The organism is Variovorax monticola (assembly GCF_051216855.1).
Taxonomy (GTDB): domain Bacteria; phylum Pseudomonadota; class Gammaproteobacteria; order Burkholderiales; family Burkholderiaceae_C; genus Variovorax.
Map to the genome: position 1 here is coordinate 98,269 of NZ_JBPJZP010000002.1, position 15,808 is coordinate 114,076.

At 67.6% G+C, this 15,808-nt stretch carries 17 protein-coding genes; 10 read left to right on the forward strand and 7 right to left on the reverse strand.

From position 1 onward, the window contains the following. Positions 1-61: 61 nt before the first annotated feature. Positions 62-946 carry a LysR substrate-binding domain-containing protein gene (locus ACSFA5_RS05800; protein WP_435443083.1) on the reverse strand — a complete coding sequence of 295 codons (885 nt, stop codon included), beginning with the start codon at positions 944-946 and terminating at the stop codon, positions 62-64. A gap of 108 nt (positions 947-1,054) precedes the next feature. Further along, positions 1,055-1,654 carry a TetR/AcrR family transcriptional regulator gene (locus tag ACSFA5_RS05805; RefSeq protein WP_435443084.1) on the reverse strand — a complete coding sequence of 200 codons (600 nt, stop codon included), beginning with the start codon at positions 1,652-1,654 and terminating at the stop codon, positions 1,055-1,057. Between the two features lie 87 nt (positions 1,655-1,741). On the opposite strand from ACSFA5_RS05805, the gene ACSFA5_RS05810 reads away from it, so the two are divergent. The 7 genes from ACSFA5_RS05810 (at position 1,742) to cynS (ending at position 7,839) form a co-directional block, all read left to right on the forward strand. Continuing rightward, positions 1,742-2,164, forward strand: a complete 423-nt coding sequence (locus ACSFA5_RS05810; RefSeq protein WP_435443085.1) for a nuclear transport factor 2 family protein — start codon at positions 1,742-1,744, stop codon at positions 2,162-2,164. A 73-nt stretch (positions 2,165-2,237) separates the two neighbouring features. Next, positions 2,238-3,419, forward strand: a complete 1,182-nt coding sequence (locus tag ACSFA5_RS05815) for a sensor histidine kinase (protein WP_435443086.1) — start codon at positions 2,238-2,240, stop codon at positions 3,417-3,419. Between the two features lie 2 nt (positions 3,420-3,421). Then, positions 3,422-4,090, forward strand: a complete 669-nt coding sequence (locus ACSFA5_RS05820) for a response regulator transcription factor (protein ID WP_435443087.1) — start codon at positions 3,422-3,424, stop codon at positions 4,088-4,090. Between the two features lie 158 nt (positions 4,091-4,248). Continuing rightward, entirely contained in the window at positions 4,249-5,601 is a 1,353-nt protein-coding gene (locus ACSFA5_RS05825) for a CmpA/NrtA family ABC transporter substrate-binding protein (RefSeq protein ID WP_435443088.1), read from the forward strand. Positions 5,602-5,604: 3 nt separating this feature from the next. Further along, the gene (ntrB, locus tag ACSFA5_RS05830) at positions 5,605-6,483 is read left to right on the forward strand and encodes a nitrate ABC transporter permease (protein ID WP_435443089.1); all 879 of its coding nucleotides are present in this window, start codon (positions 5,605-5,607) and stop codon (positions 6,481-6,483) included. Beyond that, entirely contained in the window at positions 6,473-7,354 is an 882-nt protein-coding gene (locus ACSFA5_RS05835) for an ABC transporter ATP-binding protein (protein ID WP_435443090.1), read from the forward strand. The genes ntrB and ACSFA5_RS05835 overlap by 11 nt, the downstream gene beginning before the upstream one ends. A gap of 41 nt (positions 7,355-7,395) precedes the next feature. After that, positions 7,396-7,839, forward strand: coding sequence for a cyanase (gene cynS / locus ACSFA5_RS05840; protein ID WP_435443091.1), 444 nt, complete (start codon positions 7,396-7,398; stop codon positions 7,837-7,839). Here the strand turns inward: cynS and ACSFA5_RS05845 are convergent. Next, positions 7,833-8,591 carry an SDR family oxidoreductase gene (locus ACSFA5_RS05845; protein WP_435443092.1) on the reverse strand — a complete coding sequence of 253 codons (759 nt, stop codon included), beginning with the start codon at positions 8,589-8,591 and terminating at the stop codon, positions 7,833-7,835. The two genes, cynS and ACSFA5_RS05845, sit on opposite strands and share 7 nt — an antisense overlap. 236 nt (positions 8,592-8,827) lie before the next feature. Here ACSFA5_RS05845 and ACSFA5_RS05850 point away from each other — a divergent pair, with 236 nt between their 5' ends. Further along, positions 8,828-9,388 (forward strand): nucleoside 2-deoxyribosyltransferase, encoded by a 561-nt coding sequence (locus tag ACSFA5_RS05850; protein WP_435443093.1) that lies wholly within the window; start codon positions 8,828-8,830, stop codon positions 9,386-9,388. Positions 9,389-9,459: 71 nt separating this feature from the next. Beyond that, positions 9,460-10,335 (forward strand): alpha/beta hydrolase, encoded by an 876-nt coding sequence (locus ACSFA5_RS05855; protein ID WP_435443094.1) that lies wholly within the window; start codon positions 9,460-9,462, stop codon positions 10,333-10,335. Between the two features lie 17 nt (positions 10,336-10,352). Here ACSFA5_RS05855 and ACSFA5_RS05860 read toward each other — a convergent pair whose 3' ends face one another. Then, complete coding sequence (locus tag ACSFA5_RS05860; RefSeq protein WP_435443095.1) at positions 10,353-11,366, reverse strand: AraC family transcriptional regulator; 1,014 nt, start codon at positions 11,364-11,366, stop codon at positions 10,353-10,355. 232 nt (positions 11,367-11,598) lie between these two features. On the opposite strand from ACSFA5_RS05860, the gene ACSFA5_RS05865 reads away from it, so the two are divergent. Further along, complete coding sequence (locus tag ACSFA5_RS05865; protein WP_435443096.1) at positions 11,599-12,231, forward strand: helix-turn-helix transcriptional regulator; 633 nt, start codon at positions 11,599-11,601, stop codon at positions 12,229-12,231. A 3-nt stretch (positions 12,232-12,234) separates the two neighbouring features. On the opposite strand, the gene ACSFA5_RS05870 is transcribed toward ACSFA5_RS05865, so the two are convergent. From ACSFA5_RS05870 to ACSFA5_RS05880, 3 genes are all read right to left on the reverse strand, one after another. Beyond that, entirely contained in the window at positions 12,235-12,573 is a 339-nt protein-coding gene (locus ACSFA5_RS05870) for a DUF1161 domain-containing protein (RefSeq protein WP_435443097.1), read from the reverse strand. 133 nt (positions 12,574-12,706) lie between these two features. Continuing rightward, positions 12,707-14,944: an NADP-dependent isocitrate dehydrogenase gene (locus ACSFA5_RS05875; RefSeq protein WP_435443098.1), complete on the reverse strand. Its 2,238-nt coding sequence runs from the start codon at positions 14,942-14,944 to the stop codon at positions 12,707-12,709. A 149-nt stretch (positions 14,945-15,093) separates the two neighbouring features. Then, positions 15,094-15,759 carry an ABC transporter ATP-binding protein gene (locus ACSFA5_RS05880; protein ID WP_435443099.1) on the reverse strand — a complete coding sequence of 222 codons (666 nt, stop codon included), beginning with the start codon at positions 15,757-15,759 and terminating at the stop codon, positions 15,094-15,096. Positions 15,760-15,808: the final 49 nt, after the last annotated feature.

Consider the following 15,808-nt stretch of genomic DNA (forward strand, 5'->3'; position numbering starts at 1 on the left):
GGCTTCAGGGGGTTTCTGAAAAAAACCTGCCCCGCAACTGAAATAAATTCAGTCGGCCGAATCAGTCCCGCAGCGCTTGTCGCAGCCACTCGACGAAGGTCGCGCACTCCCAGCGCTCCATCGCCCCCGGCCGCCAGCACAGGAAGTAGGCGTTCGGCGAGGGCACGCTGCGCGCCGACAGCCGCACCAGCCGGCCGCTGTCCAGCCAGGCGCTGCCCAGGCGCAGGTGCATCAGCACCACGCCGAAGTCTTCGGCCGCCGCGTCGAGCGCCAGCCCCAGGTCGTTGAACTGGTGGCCCGTGGCAGGCTCGGGCAGGCCCACGCCGCAGGCCTTGAACCAGGTGCGCCACGACTCCAGCGGCGTGCGCAGCAGCTGCGCGCGCGACACCTCGGCATCGGTCGCGAAGCCGTCGAAGGGGCCGTGGCGCTTCAGGTAGGCGGGGCTGCACACCGGGGACACCTCGTCGGCCAGCAACTGGAAAGACTCGCGGTCGTGGAACGGCCCGGTGCCGAAGCGCAGCTCGATGTCGGCCTCTTCCACCGTGGTGTTGCGTACCGGCGCGGTCACCTGCAGCATCAGTTCGATGTTGGGGTACGCATCGCGAAACCGCGCGAGCCGCGGCAGCAGCATCTGGCGCGAGAAGGTGGGCGTGACCGCCACGCGCAGCCGCCGCACCTGCGAGGCGGGCTCGCGTCCGGGCACCTGCTGCAGCGCCGCCATGGCCTCGCGCACGCGGGCCAGGTAGGTCATGCCGTCGGCGCTCAGGCCGAAGTCGCTGCCCGCGAAGAACTTCAGGCCCAGCAGCAGCTCGAGCTGGCGGATGCGGTGGCTCACCGCGCTGGGCGTGACGCTGAGCTCCTCGGCCGCCAGGTTCACGCTGCGCAGCCGCGCGAGGGCCTCGAAAGCCTGAAGGCCCTGGGTCGAGGGGAGACGCGGAGCAGCCATCGTGTGTCGGAGAAGGGGAAGGGGCGGGGGAGCATGGTAGCCAAAGCCAAAGCGCGCGGCTTCCACCCGAGCCTGCAGCCGCGCACGCGGCCCATCGGGGCGATGTGCTCAGGCGGGCGCCAGCGAGCTGCCCAGCGCCTGAAGCAGCAGCCGCAGGTTGTCGACCGCTTCGCGCGCCTGCGCCGCGCCGCCCATCTGCGCCTTGACGATGGCGCCGTCCACGCCCAGCGCGGCGGCCTGCGCAATGGCCATGCGCTGCGGGCCTTCGACCATCAGGCCGGCAATGACCTCGACCATTTCGCGCTTGTGCGCGCGCGCGATGTCGCTCGCGCCGGCCACGCTGGCGCCCACCTCCACCACCGAGTTGATGAACGCGCAGCCGCGGAACAGCGGGTCGGCGAACCACTCGGCCATGACGTCGGCCAGAACCTCCAGCGCCTGCGCGCGGCCGATGCGCTGCTGCGCGCCGTGCCGGCCCAGGGCATCGACGAACCACGCCATCCACAGGCCATGCCGGTGGTCGAGAAAGGCACGCACCAGGTCGTCTTTCGACGAGAAGTGCCGGTAGAAAGTGACCTTGGTGACGCCCGATGCGGCAATGACGCGGTCGATGCCGGTGGCGCGGATGCCGTCGGCATAGAACAGGTCGTGCGCGGTCAGCAGGATGCGCTCGCGCGCGGGGAGCGAGGCGATGGGGGAGATGTCCATGCCGCGATTGTAGGCACGTAGACAGGTCTGTCTACGTGTGGCACATTGCGGCGCATTCCCTCTTCACTTCGTCATTGAAAGACCGCCATGGAATCCCGCCCGCCGCTGCCGCCCTTCACCCTCGAATCCGCCACCGCAAAAGTCCAGGCCGCCGAAGACGCCTGGAACACGCGCGACCCGGTGCGCGTGAGCCTGGCCTACACGCCCGACACCGAATGGCGCAACCGCGCGGACTTCGTCAACGGACGCGAGCAGGTGGTGGAGTTCCTCACGCGCAAGTGGGAGCGCGAGCACGACTACCGGCTCAAGAAGCAGCTGTGGGCCTTCATGGACAACCGCATCGCCGTGCGCTTCGAGTACGAATGGCACGATGCCGCGGGGCAGTGGTTTCGCAGCCATGGCAACGAGAACTGGGAGTTCAGCGCGCAGGGCCTGATGCAGCGGCGCTACGCGAGCATCAACGACCAGGCCATCGAAGAGGCGGACCGCAAGTTCCGCTGGGCCCGCTGACCCGGGTTGTCCCCTCTCCCCTTGGGGAGAGGGGAAAAAACCGACAGGCACGGCTGTTGCTTGCTCTTGGTGCATGGAGACGCCCCTGCTCGACCCCGCCGCCAGCCACCCGCTCTGGCAGCACCAGCTCGGCCTGCTGCTGGAGTCGACGGGCGAGGGCATCTTCGGCATCGACCTCGACGGCCACTGCATGTTCATCAACCGGGCCGGCGCGCAGATGCTGGGCCACGAGGCGCGCGACGTGCTCGGCTCCAACATGCACGAGCTCACGCACCACTCGCACCCCGACGGCTCGCACTACGCCGACACCGACTGCCCCATCTTCAACGCCTTCAGGCGCGGCCTGCCGTGCCGCATCGACACCGAGGTGTTCTGGCGCCGCGACGGCAGCGCCTTCGCGGTCGAATATTCGAGCCACCCGATCATGGACGGCGCGCAGGTGCGCGGCGCCGTCATCACCTTCGTCGACATCACCGAGCGCCGCCGCCAGGCCGAGGCGCTGCAGCAGGCCAAGGACGAACTCGGTGTGCGCGTGCAGGAGCGCACCCGCGAACTCAGCGACGCGCTGGTGCAGCTGCGCGAACTGTCCGCGTGGCTGGACAAGGTGCGCGAAGAGGAGCGCACCCGCATCGCACGCGAGGTGCACGACGAGCTCGGCAGCCTGCTGGTGGCGCTGAAGATGGACGTCAACTGGATCGGCAAGCGCCTGGGCGAGCAGCAGGAGCGCGCACCCGACGCGGCGCAGGCCATGCGCGAGCAGATGCGTTGCAAGTGCGGCAACATGAGCCAGCTGATCGAGCGCGCGGTCGACAACGTGGGCCGCATCATCACCGACCTGCGCCCCAGCATCCTGGACCACCAGGGCCTGTGGGCCGCGCTCGAATGGCAGGCGCACGAGTTCGTGCAGGCGGCCGAAATCGCGCTCGACTGGCGCTTCGACGTGCCGGCGGGCGTGGAGTTGCCCGAAGCCGCGGCCATCGCGGTGTTTCGCATATTCCAGGAGATGCTGAGCAACGTCGGTCGCCACGCGAAGGCCAGCAGCCTGGACATCCGCATCGGTGTCGAAGAAGGGCAGCTGAGCATCAGCGTGCGCGACGACGGCGTCGGGGCGCCGGCGCAGGCCTTCGAAGCCGCCACCTCCTACGGCGTGCTCGGCATGCGGGAGCGCGCGCGCCACTTCGGCGGGCGCATCGACATCGAGAGCCATGTCGGCGAGGGGAGCACCTTCTGCCTGCACCTGCCGCTGGCACATTGAAAATGACCGACATCCGCGTGCTCATAGGCGACGACCACCGCATCGTGCGCGAGGGCCTCAAGCAGATGCTCGGCGATCTCTCCAACGGCTTGCCCGCCATGACCGTGCGTGCAGAAGCACAGACCGGCCCCGAAGTGCTGGAAGCCGTGCAGGCGCTCGGCGGGCCCGAAGGCCTCGACGTGGTGCTGCTCGACATCGCGCTGCCCGAGCGCGACGGGCTCGACGTGCTGCAGGCGCTGCGCAAGCAGTGGCCCAAGCTCCCCGTGCTGATGCTCAGCACCTACCCCGAGAAGCAATACGCCGTGCGCTGCATCAAGCTCGGCGCCTCGGGCTACTTGAACAAGAGCGCCGATGCCGACGACATGGTCGGGGCGGTGCGCAAGGTGGCGGCGGGCGGGCTGTATGTGTCCGCGGCCACCGCCGAGGCGCTGGCCACCGCTGTCGGCCAGGGCGCAGGGCAGGGCGCCGAAGTGCTCTCGCACCGCGAGCACCAGGTGTACCGCCTGCTCAGCGCCGGGCACAGCGTGAGCGAAATCGGTGCGCAGCTGGGCCTGGCACCCAACACCGTCAGCACCTACCGCGCGCGCATCCTCGAAAAGACCGGCACCAAGAACGACGTCGAGCTGGCCCTGTATGCCGAACGCCAAGGCAAGCAGGGCACCACCGGCTGAAAACCCGGCCCGCATGCCCCGGCTTGTAGTGCCAGCCCTACAAGGCCTCGACATCGGCGGCACGATCTGAGGCCGCGACGCGCCGAACGGCCTGTGCATGGCAATTCCGGCCCGGCGCTTGCAACGGCAGATGCATCTTTTCAACGAGGTGCACCACCATGTCCAGCCCGCACGAACCGACCGCCTGCGATCCCTACGATGCCGACCGGCCACTGAAGATGCGCTGCGCCTGCGGGCGCGTGCACGGTGCGGGCAGCTCGGGCGTGCTGCCCGAAGACAAGCTCGAGGCCAGCCTCATGAAGGCGCTGTTTCCGGTCGACAGCGTGCGCCGCGGCTTTCTGCGTGCCGTGGGCGCCAACACCGCGCGCGCCGCCATCGCCTCGGTCATGCCGCTGGGCGCGTTGCAGGCCATGGCGCAGGAGAAGGCGCCGCTGGAGAAGACGAAGCTGAAGATCGGCTTCATTCCCATCACCTGCGCCACGCCGCTCATCATGGCGCACCCGCTGGGCTTCTATGCCAGGCAGGGCCTCGACGTGGAGGTGGTCAAGACGGCAGGCTGGGCGCTCATTCGCGACAAGATGCTCAACAAGGAGTACGACGCCACGCACTTCCTGTCGCCCATGCCGCTGGCCATCTCGATGGGCGCGGGCTCCAATGCCGTGCCCATGAACGTCGCCACCATCCAGAACACCAACGGCCAGGCCATCACCCTGGCCAACAAGCACAAGGACAAGCGCGACCCGAAGATGTGGAAGGGCCTGAAGTTCGCCGTGCCCTTCGAGTACAGCATGCACAACTTCCTGCTGCGCTACTACGTGGCCGAAGCGGGCCTGAACCCCGACACCGACATCCAGATCCGCGTGGTGCCGCCGCCCGAGATGGTGGCCAACCTGCGCGCCGGCAACATCGACGGCTACCTGGGCCCCGACCCCTTCAACCAGCGCGCCGTGTTCGAGGAAATCGGCTTCATCCACCTGCTCACCAAGGAGCTGTGGGACGGCCACCCGTGCTGCGCCTTCGGCACCTCGACCGAGTTCATCGAGAAGAACCCCAACACCTTCGCCGCGCTGGTGCGCTCGGTGCTCACCGCCTCGGCCATGGCGCGCGACCCGAAGAACCGCGAGCTCATCGCCAAGGTGATCGCGCCCGCGCAGTACCTGAACCAGCCCGAGACCGTGCTCATGCAGGTGCTCACCGGCAAGTTCGCCGACGGCCTGGGCAACATCCGCACCGTGCCCGACCGCGCCGACTTCGACCCCATTCCCTGGCAGTCGATGGCCGTGTGGATGCTCACGCAGATGAAGCGATGGGGCTACGTGAAGGGCGACATCAACTACAGGCAGATCGCCGAAAGGGTGTTCCTGCTGACCGACGCCAAGAAGCGCATGAAGGAACTCGGCCAGGCCGTGCCCGACGGCGCGTACCCAAAGTTCACCATCATGGGCAAGGTGTTCGACCCGTCCAGGCCCGACGACTACGTCAAGAGCTTCGCCATCGCGAAGATGGCCTGAGCCATGGCGACGAAATCCGTTTCCTTCAGGGCGGCGCTGGTGTCGCTGCTGATGTTTTTGCTGCTGCTCGGGGTGTGGCAGCTGGCGACCATGCCCACCGGCGAAACCTCGGACACCTCTGCGGCGGCCGGCATGACCGCCGAGCAGATCGAGTACCAGAAGATGCTCGGCAAGGACCCGACCCAGGGCCAGGTGAAGAGCTCGGGCTTTCCCACGCCCGCCGAGATGGGCGCCACCGCATGGGCGCACCTGTCGAACCCGTTCTACGACAACGGGCCCAACGACAAGGGCATTGCCATCCAGCTGGCGTACTCGCTGGCGCGCGTGGGGCTGGGCTTTGCGCTGGCCTGCCTGGTGGCGGTGCCGCTGGGCTTCGTCATCGGCATGTCGCCGCTGCTGCACAGGGCCTTCGATCCGTTCATCCAGGTGCTCAAGCCCATCTCGCCGCTGGCGTGGATGCCGCTGGCGCTCTACACCATCAAGGACTCGTCGGCCAGCGGCATCTTCGTGATCTTCATCTGCTCGGTGTGGCCGATGCTGCTGAACACCGCCTTCGGCGTGGCCTCGGTCAAGCGCGAATGGCTCGCGGTGGCCAGCACGCTCGAGGTGAAGCCGCTGCGCCGCGCGCTGCGCGTGATATTGCCGGCGGCGGCGCCCACCATCCTCACCGGCATGCGCATCAGCATGAGCATTGCGTGGCTGGTCATCGTGGCGGCCGAGATGCTGGTGGGCGGCACGGGCATCGGCTACTTCGTGTGGAACGAGTGGAACAACCTGTCGCTCACCAACGTGATCTTCGCCATCCTGCTGATCGGCCTCGTGGGCATGCTGCTCGACCAGGCCTTCGCCGGCCTGCAGCGCAAGGTGACCTATGTGGAGTGACCGCACCCATGTTCCCGCCCCGGACGTCGCCACGACCTCGCTCGTGCCCCCCACGCCGCTGGACGTTGCGGGCCTGCGCGGCTTTCTGCGCATCGAGGGCCTGGGCAAGGCCTTCGTGCCCGCGCGGGCGGTGTTCGCCGACGTGTCGTTCACCATCGAGCGCGGCGAGTTCGTCTGCATCATCGGCCACTCGGGCTGCGGCAAGACCACCATCCTGAACGTGCTGGCGGGCCTGGACCAGGCCAGCGCGGGGCATGTCTTCATGGACGGGCGCGAGGTGGCCGGCCCCAGCCTGGAGCGCGGCGTGGTGTTTCAAAGCCACGCGCTCATGCCCTGGCTCACCGTGCGCAGGAACATCGCCTTCGCCGTGGTCTCGCGCTGGCCCCAGTGGTCGGCCGCGCAGGTCGATGCGCAGGTGGAACGCTTCGTGGCCATGGTGGGCCTGCAGGGCGCCATCGACAAGAAGCCCTCGCAGCTGTCGGGCGGCATGAAGCAGCGCGTGGGCATTGCGCGCGCCTTTGCCATCCAGCCCAAGATGCTGCTGCTCGACGAGCCCTTCGGCGCGCTCGATGCGCTCACGCGCGGCACCATTCAAGACGAACTCATGGCCATCGTGCGCCAGACGCAGCAGACCGTTTTCATGATCACGCACGATGTGGACGAGGCCATTTTGCTGGCCGACCGCATCCTGCTCATGACCAACGGCGCCGAGCAGCCCGGCGGCGGCTACCGCGCCGGCAACATCGCCGAGACCGTGGTCAACCCGCTGCCGCGCGAACGCACGCGTGCGTCGCTGCACCACCTGGACGGCTATTACGCGCTGCGCAACCACATCGTCGATTTCCTCGTCACGCGCGCGAAGGCGTCGTGACTTCCGCGTTCTCTTTTCAATTCAATCAGGAGCAAACCCGCATGAACCGCAACGACGTCACCGAGAAGATCATCACGGTGAAGGTGAGCAAGGGCATCCAGTGGGCCGATGTGGCGAAAAAGGTCGGCCAGTCGAAGGAGTGGACCACCGCCGCCTGCCTCGGCCAGATGACGCTCGACGACAAGCAGGCCAGGGTCATGGGCAAGATCTTCGGCCTCACGGTCGAAGAGCAGAAGTGGCTGCAGGTGGTGCCCTACAAGGGCTCGCTGCCCACGCCGGTGCCGACCGACCCGCTCATCTACCGCTGGTACGAGATCGTGAGCGTGTACGGCACCACCATCAAGGAGCTGATCCACGAAGAGTTCGGCGACGGCATCATGAGCGCCATCGACTTCAGCATGGACATCCAGCGCCAGGCCGACCCCAAGGGCGACCGCGTCAACGTGGTGCTGTCGGGCAAGTTCCTGCCCTACAAGACCTACTGAGCGTACTCGGCCGGATGCGGGCGGTGCCTGGCCGGCGCGCGCATCGTGCCGGCCGTGATGCCGTAGCCCTCGATGGCCCCGGCGATCGACCGGGCCACCGCATCCAGCGGCACCGCGATGCGCCGGTTGGTGCGCATGCGCTCGCGGCAATAGCTGGCCGCGATGCGCTCGGCCAGCGGATCGCTCGGGCCGTTCACGTCGGGGCTGACCACCGTCACGTGCAGGCGGCCCGCATGCTCCTGGCGCAGTCCTTCGGAGATGGCATTCACCGCGTACTGCGTGCCGTGGTACACGGCCGAGCCGGGCGACACGCCCTGCATCGCCACCGGCGCCACGTTCACGATGTGACCCCAGCCCTGCTCCTGCATCGCCGGCAGCACCGCCGCAATGCCGAGCAGCACGCCGCGCAGGTTCACGTCGATCATGAGTTCCCACTCCTCGATCTTGCGGTTCCACAGCGGCGACATCGGCATCACGCCCGCGGCGTTCACCAGCACGTCGATCTGCTCGTGCGTCTCGAGGGCGAACTCGGCAAATGCCTCCATGTCGGGCCGGTGCGTCACGTCGACCCGCTGAAAGCTCGCGGTGCCGCCCGTGGCCTCGATCTCGGCCACGAGCGCCGCCAGGCGGTCGGTGCGCCGCGCACCGAGCACCACCTTGGCACCGCGCCGCGCCAGCAGCCGCGCGGTCGCTTCTCCGATGCCGCTGCTCGCGCCGGTGATGAGTACGACTTTTTCCTGGATTGCGCTCATTTGAAAACTCCTCGTGCGGTTCGGTTGCCGTAGGGTCCACACAGAAGAGGGTGCACCGGGCATGCAAAGAAGTGTCTCGCGGCAGGGGCCGAAAGCGGTATCCGGATCGAACTTGGTTTTTGCCTGATCCTGCAAAACGCGCAGCGGCCCGGCGCTGCGGCACGGCGTCTTTCTTGCCCGATTCGCCAGCGCCTGCGCAGCTTGAGCCGGTTCCGAAAATCGAAGATGCTCTGTCGATGGCCGAAACCCTCGAAACCCCCAAGCGCCCTCGGATCTACCTGGCGGGGCCCGATGTCTTTCGCCCCGATGCCAGGGACCACTTCGTGCGACTCACCGCCGCTTGCGACGCGCTCGGCCTCGCCGCCCTGCTGCCGGCCGACGGCAACGAAGGCTTGACCACCGAGGCCCCGGAAAAGCAGATCTACCAAGCCAACATGCAGCGCCTTCGCGGCGCCGACGGCGTCGTCGCCAACCTCGCATGCTTCAGGGGCCTGGAGCCCGATTCCGGCACGGTGTTCGAGGTGGGCGCGGCGGTGGCGCTGGGGATTCCCGTCGTGGCCTACGGCGTGCCCGAGGGCAGCTACGCAGACCGCGCGCAGGCCGCATTGCCATGCGAGAAGGACGCCAGCGGCGTGCTGCGCGAAAGCGCCACCGGCATTGCCGTCGAAGACTTCGGCCAGCAGCTGAACCTCATGCTGGCCTGCTCGATGCACATCGAGCCGACGCCCGAGGCGGCCTTGCGAAAGATGGCCGAAGTGCTTGCCGCCTGTCGCGCGCCAAAAGCTGGAAAGCCCTGATGCCCGCCCCGGTCGCCACCGCCTAGGATGGCAGTCAACCTCTTTTTTCAACCGGATCACTGGAGCACCGCATGCCAATCACCGAGACGCACTTCGACCTGACCGCCAACGACGGCGTCACGGTGGAGGCCCATCGATGGCAGGGCGCCACGCAGCGCGCCGTCGTCCAGCTGGCGCACGGCATGGGCGAGCATTCGCTGCGCTACAGGCACCTGGCGCACGCGCTGGTGGAGGCCGGTTACGTCGTCTATTCGAACGAGCACCGCGGCCACGGCAAGGGCGCCTCGGCGCGCGGCGAACTGGGCGAGTTCGGTCCGCGCGGGTTCGCCGGGCTGGTGGACGACATGGCGCTGCTCAGCCGCCATGTGCGCGGCGTGCATCCGGGCCTGCCGCTGGTTTTGCTTGGCCACAGCATGGGCTCGTTCGCCACGCAGTACTACCTGGTGAAACACAGCGAGCTGCTGTCGGGCGCGGTGCTCTCGGGCACCACGGCGCTCGACCTGCTGGGCGCCGCGCTGCAGTCCGGCTTCAAGCTGGAAGACATGAACGCCGCGCTGCCCGACGTGCGCACGCCCTTCGACTGGCTCAGCCGCGACCCGGCCCAGGTCGACGCGTACATCGCCGATCCGCTGTGCGGGTTCACGGTGTCGGCCGAGGGCATGGGCTCGATGTTCACGAACCTGGCCGACCTGGCGCCCGATGCGATGCGCCAGCGCATCCGCCCCGAGCTGCCGCTGTACCTGTTCGTGGGCGACGAGGACCCGGTGAGCAACAAGGCCGAATGGTTCCATCCGCTGGTGCAGCGCTACCGCGCGGCGGGGCTGCGCGACGTGTCGTGCCACGTGTTCGGCGGCGCGCGCCACGAGACGCTGAACGAGGTCAATCGCGAAGAGGTCGAGGCGGTGCTGCTGGCGTGGATTGCGCGGGTGGTCGGCAACCAGCGCTGAGCGCGCGCTGCAGTGGCCTACGCCGCCTTGCCCGACGAAGCCCTGAACTCCTGCGGCGACATGCCGTAGGCCCTGCGAAACGCCCGCGTGAAATCGGACGGGCTCTTGAACCCGACGCCGTAGGCCACGTCGGTGACCATCAGGTGCGGGTAGCGCACCAGGTCGTCGGCCGCATGGCGCAGCCGCAGGTGGCGGATGTACGCGCCCAGGCCGCCTTCGTGCTGGAACATGCGGTACAGCGTGGGGCGCGGCAGGCGCAGCGTGGCCAGCACCTGCTCGGGCGAGAGCTCGCTGCGGTGCAGGTTGGCCTGCACGTAGCGGCGCACCTGGCCGAACATGGCCGCGCGTGCGGCGGCGCGCGCACCGCCGCTCAGGCGTGCCTCCTTGGCCAGGCCGGAAAGCAGCAATTGGGCGCTCGCACGCACGGCGCTTTGCGCCATGGGCGCGGTCATGTGGCCGATGTCGCGGCCCAGCGCCTCGACCTGGCTCAGGGCCAGCCGCGCGACGGGCGTGTCGATGGGCATCGAGCGGCAGTGAAGGGCCTCGGGGTCTTGAAAGACTTCTTCCACCAACGCACCGGGCACGAAGAAGGTCAGCACGCGGCAGGCGTTGCGCTGCATGCGCACCGGCTGGCCCATGTCGAGCGCCAGCACCCTGGCCGACTGCGGCGCGCTTCTTGGCTGCGCCGACGAGCGCACGCGCACGCCTTCGACGTCGCCTTCCAGGAACACATGCAGGGCGTAGTCGCGCACGTTGTCGGTGGAGATGCGTGCCAGCGAGCGTTCGAGCTGCATGGCGTCGGAACGGCAGTCGGTGAAGACGATGTCGCCGATGTCGTAGCGGTCGATGGCCGCACGAAACGGCCGGCCGGTGTTGCCGGCCGCGGGCAGCACGTCGATGACATGCCCCACGCGCTCCCGCCATGCCTGCAACCGGCGCGCAGGCGGCTCGGCCTGCACGTTGAAGTGACTGTGGGGAAGGCCGTTCTGCAGGGTGGAACGGACGCCGGGTGCGGGATGTCGCAGGCCCATCGAAGGTGCTTGAAAACGGAGTGAAGCCCCGTCAAAAAACCTGTAAATAAAACAAAAGTGTAAACAAATACTGCAAAACCAGCGGATTCTCGCAAGAACTGAGACGCACGGTCAAGCCCGCAGGGCGCAAGCCTGCAACCTTGGCGTCGACGTGGTTGCAGGGCCATGTCCGCGCGATCGGGCCTGTGGGCCGCGCATTCGTACACCCTGCCGAGCGAATATGAAGGCGTCCATGTCCGTCGAGAAAATCAAGCGGGTTGCCGTGCAGCGAAGCAGCAGCGATGGCGGCGATGGCACAGGCATGTCCAACCGCAACAGCCACGAGCCGTTCCTGCACACGCTCGGCAACGACGTGCAGCCGGTCGATTCGGCCGTGGCTGCCACCGCAGTGGGCCTGCTGTTTTCCGAGGCGAACGAGGTGGAGCTGGCGTTCCTGATGCGCCTGATCGCCGAGGGTGACACGGCCACCGCGTCGCGCATTGCACAGCGCGTCGTGGCAGGGAAGACATCCGTGGCGGCACCCGGGCCGACGAAGACGGCCTCGATGCCGCCGCAGCTGGAGGCGCGTGCGCAGCCGCTCGTTGCAGACCCGGTTTCGCCGCCCGTGAAGGCAAAGCGCGCGCGCGCTGCGTCGGCGGGTCCGGACCGTCAGGCGGGCAGCTTGTCGCCGCGCGAACTCAGCGTGCTGCGAATGATGTCCCAGGGGTTGAGCAACCGGCAGATTGCCGAGGTGAGCTACCGCTCGACGCACACCGTGGATGCGCAGGTCAAGAACATCTACCGCAAGCTGGCCGTGAAGTCGCGCGTGCAGGCGGTGCGCGAGGCCATGCAAAAGGGCCTGATCAACCCCAGGTACGGCGCCTGACCGCTATTTCTTGCAGTCGCCGCCGGCGGACACGGTGCCGTCCCGGCATTCGGTGAGGATCGGGGCGCCCGACGATGCAGCGGGTGCTGCCGGCACCGTGCCGCGGTCGGGCCCGGCGTCTTTCTCGTAGACGATCTTCCTCCTGCCGAGCTCGCAGCTGCCCACCACCTGTCCGTTGGCCGACGCATTGGCATCGACCACGGTGACGGTGAAGCGCGCCACGCCGGCGGCGGCGATCTTCGATTCGATCTGGGTGCGCAGGGCGTCGCAGCTTTCGGCGCCGTGCGCCGCATGGGCCGCGCCGGCAAGGGCCAGCGCGGTGGGAAGCAACCAGTGTTTCATGGGGGGCCTGCCTTGCACAGCGTTCGAGGGGGGAGCAGTCTAGTCCCACGCCCGGCCTCTGTGCATCCCCTGTAGCGAGAGGTGCAAGAGGCATAAGAGAGGCATGGGGCTTGCCCCCATGCCTCGGCCGGCATCAGGCCTGGGCCGCCGCCAACGTCGCGTTGAGCGTTGCGCTCGGACGCATCACCGCGGTGAACTTCTCGGGGTCGGCCAGGTAGTAGCCGCCGATGTCCACAGGCTTGCCCTGCACGGCCGCGAGTTCGTCGACGATCTTCTTCTCGTTGGCGGCAAGCGTCTCGGCCAGCTTCTTGAACTTGCCTTGCAGCGCCGTGTCTTCGGTCTGCGCGGCCAGCTCCTGCGCCCAGTACATGGCCAGGTAGAACTGGCTGCCGCGGTTGTCGAGCTGACCGGTCTTGGGCGACGGGTTCTTGTTGTTGTCCAGCAGCTTGCCGGTGGCGGTGTCCAGCGTCCTGGCCAGGATCTTGGCTTGCGCGTTGCCGGTCTTCAGGCCCAGGTCTTCCAGGCTCACGGCCAGCGCCAGGAATTCACCGAGCGAGTCCCAGCGCAGGTGGTTCTCTTCGACCAGCTGCTGCACGTGCTTGGGGGCCGAGCCGCCCGCACCCGTTTCGTACAGGCCGCCGCCGGCCATCAGCGGCACGATCGACAGCATCTTGGCCGAGGTGCCCAGCTCCATGATGGGGAACAGGTCGGTCAGGTAGTCGCGCAGGATGTTGCCGGTGGCGCTGATGGTGTCCAGCCCGCGCACGACGCGCTCCAGCGTGTAGCGCATGGCGCGCACCTGGCTCATGATCTGGATGTCCAGGCCCGAGGTGTTGTGCTCGTGCAGGTACATCTTGACCTTGGTGATCAGCTGCGCCTCGTGCGGGCGGTAGGCGTCCAGCCAGAACACCACCGGCATGCCGGAGTTGCGCGCGCGGTTCACTGCCAGCTTCACCCAGTCGCGGATCGCGGCGTCCTTGACCTGGCACATGCGCCAGATGTCGCCCTGCTCCACGTCTTCGCTCATCAGCACTTCGCCGGTGTCCAGGTCGGTGATGTTGGCCACACCGTCTTCCGGAATCTCGAAGGTCTTGTCGTGCGAGCCGTACTCCTCGGCCTTTTGCGCCATCAGGCCCACGTTGGGCACCGTGCCCATGGTCTTGGGGTCGAAGGCGCCGTGCCATTTGCAGAAGTTGATGATCTCCTGGTAGATGCGGGCGAAGGTCGATTCGGGCATCACGGCCTTGACGTCCTTCAGGCGGCCGTCGGCGCCCCACATCTTGCCGCCGTTGCGGATCATCGCGGGCATCGAAGCGTCCACGATCACGTCGTTGGGCGAATGGAAGTTGGTGATGCCCTTGGCCGAGTCGACCATGGCCAGCTCGGGGCGGCCTTCGTGGCAGGCGTGCAGGTCGCGCTTGATCTCGTCCTGCGTGCTCTGCGGCAGCGCGGCGATCTTGGTGTACAGATCGACCATGCCGTTGTTGACGTTGATGCCCAGCTCGTCGAACAGCTTGCCGTGCTTCTCGAAGGCTTCCTTGTAGAAGATCTTCACGCAGTGGCCGAACACGATGGGGTGCGAGACCTTCATCATGGTGGCCTTCACGTGCAGCGAGAACATGACGCCGGTCTTGTGCGCGTCCTCGATCTCCTTTTCATAGAAGGCCAGCAGCGCCTTCTTGCTCATGAACATCGAGTCGATGACCTCGCGGTCGAGCAGCGCCACCTTGGACTTGAGCACCACGGTCTTGCCGCTCTTGGTGATCAGTTCCATCTTGACGTTGCGCGCGCGGTCCAGGGTCATGGACTTTTCGCCGTGATAGAAGTCGCCGCCGTGCATGTGCGAGACGTGCGAGCGCGAGGCCTGGCTCCAATCGGCCATGCTGTGCGGGTTCTTGCGGGCGTATTCCTTCACCGCATTGGGTGCGCGGCGGTCGGAGTTGCCCTCGCGCAGCACCGGGTTCACCGCGCTGCCGGTGCACTTGTTGTAGCGCACGCGGATGTCCTTGTCCTCTTCGGTGGTCGGGTTCTCGGGGTAGTCGGGAATCTTGTAGCCCTTGCCCTGCAGTTCCTTGATGGCCGCCTTGAGCTGCGACACCGACGCGCTGATGTTGGGCAGCTTGATGATGTTGGCGTCGGCCTGCAGCGTGAGCTTGCCGAGTTCGGAGAGGTTGTCGGGCACCTTCTGCGCGTCGCTCAGGAATTCGGGGAACTCGCCCAGCACGCGGGCGGCCACGGAGATGTCGCTCGTGGTGACGTCGATGCCGGCCGGTTGGGTGAAGGCGCGGATGATGGGCAGAAACGCGTAGGTCGCCAGCAGGGGCGCCTCGTCGGTGAGGGTGTAGACGATGGTGGGTTGCTTCGAGCTCATGCGCTGGCTTCCGTAAAACTGGAGTTGTCGGGTTGGCTGGAACTTCTGGCGGGATCAAACCGCCGGAACCGCCGATTGTCACCCGTCGGCGGCCGGTTCGGTCCGCCGAAGGGCCTAACACCCCCATGGGGGTCGCTGTCAATGGCGGATCAGGCCAGCGGCAGGGCGAGGGTGGCCACCAGCGGCACGGTGTCGATGCGCTCGGCGCTGGCCACCAGGAAGGCCCTGTGCTGGCCAGTGCGCGCGCCCTCCTGCACCAGTTCGCCCAGCGAACGCCACAGGCAGCGCACCGACCCCGCATCGAGCGCGGCCGCCGGCTCGTCGAGCAGCACCAGCGGGCGGCTCGAGGCCAGTGCCGCGGCCAGCCACACCTTGCGCCTGGAGCCGGTCGACAGCATGAACATCGACTTCGCCAGGTGCGGGGTCAGCGAAAAGCCTTCGACCAGCGCCTGCCATCGCGCATCGTCGAAGCCCGCGTCGCCCTTGCGCAGCGCGGCGGTGCATTCGTGCACGGTGGCCTGGTCGAAGCGGTCGGTGGATGGGTCGACGAAGAACACGTTGCGCCGGTAGGCCTCGGGCGCGGTGGCCAGGCTGGCGCCCGCCACGGTGAGGCGGCCGGTGGCGCCCAGCGTGCCCGCCATCACCTGGAGCAGGGCACTCTTGCCGCTGCCCGTGTCGCCGTACAGCAGCGTGACGCCGGGGCCGATGGCGGCGGTCCAGTTCGAGGCGATGGGCGGCTGGCCGGGGTAGGCGAAGCCGAGCGCGTCGATCCGCAGGATGGGGGGCAGGGGGGGCGAAGGGAACGAAGGGTTCATGGTCGGGGCCGACTCTATCAAGCAGCCGCACGCGAACGACAAGGGATGG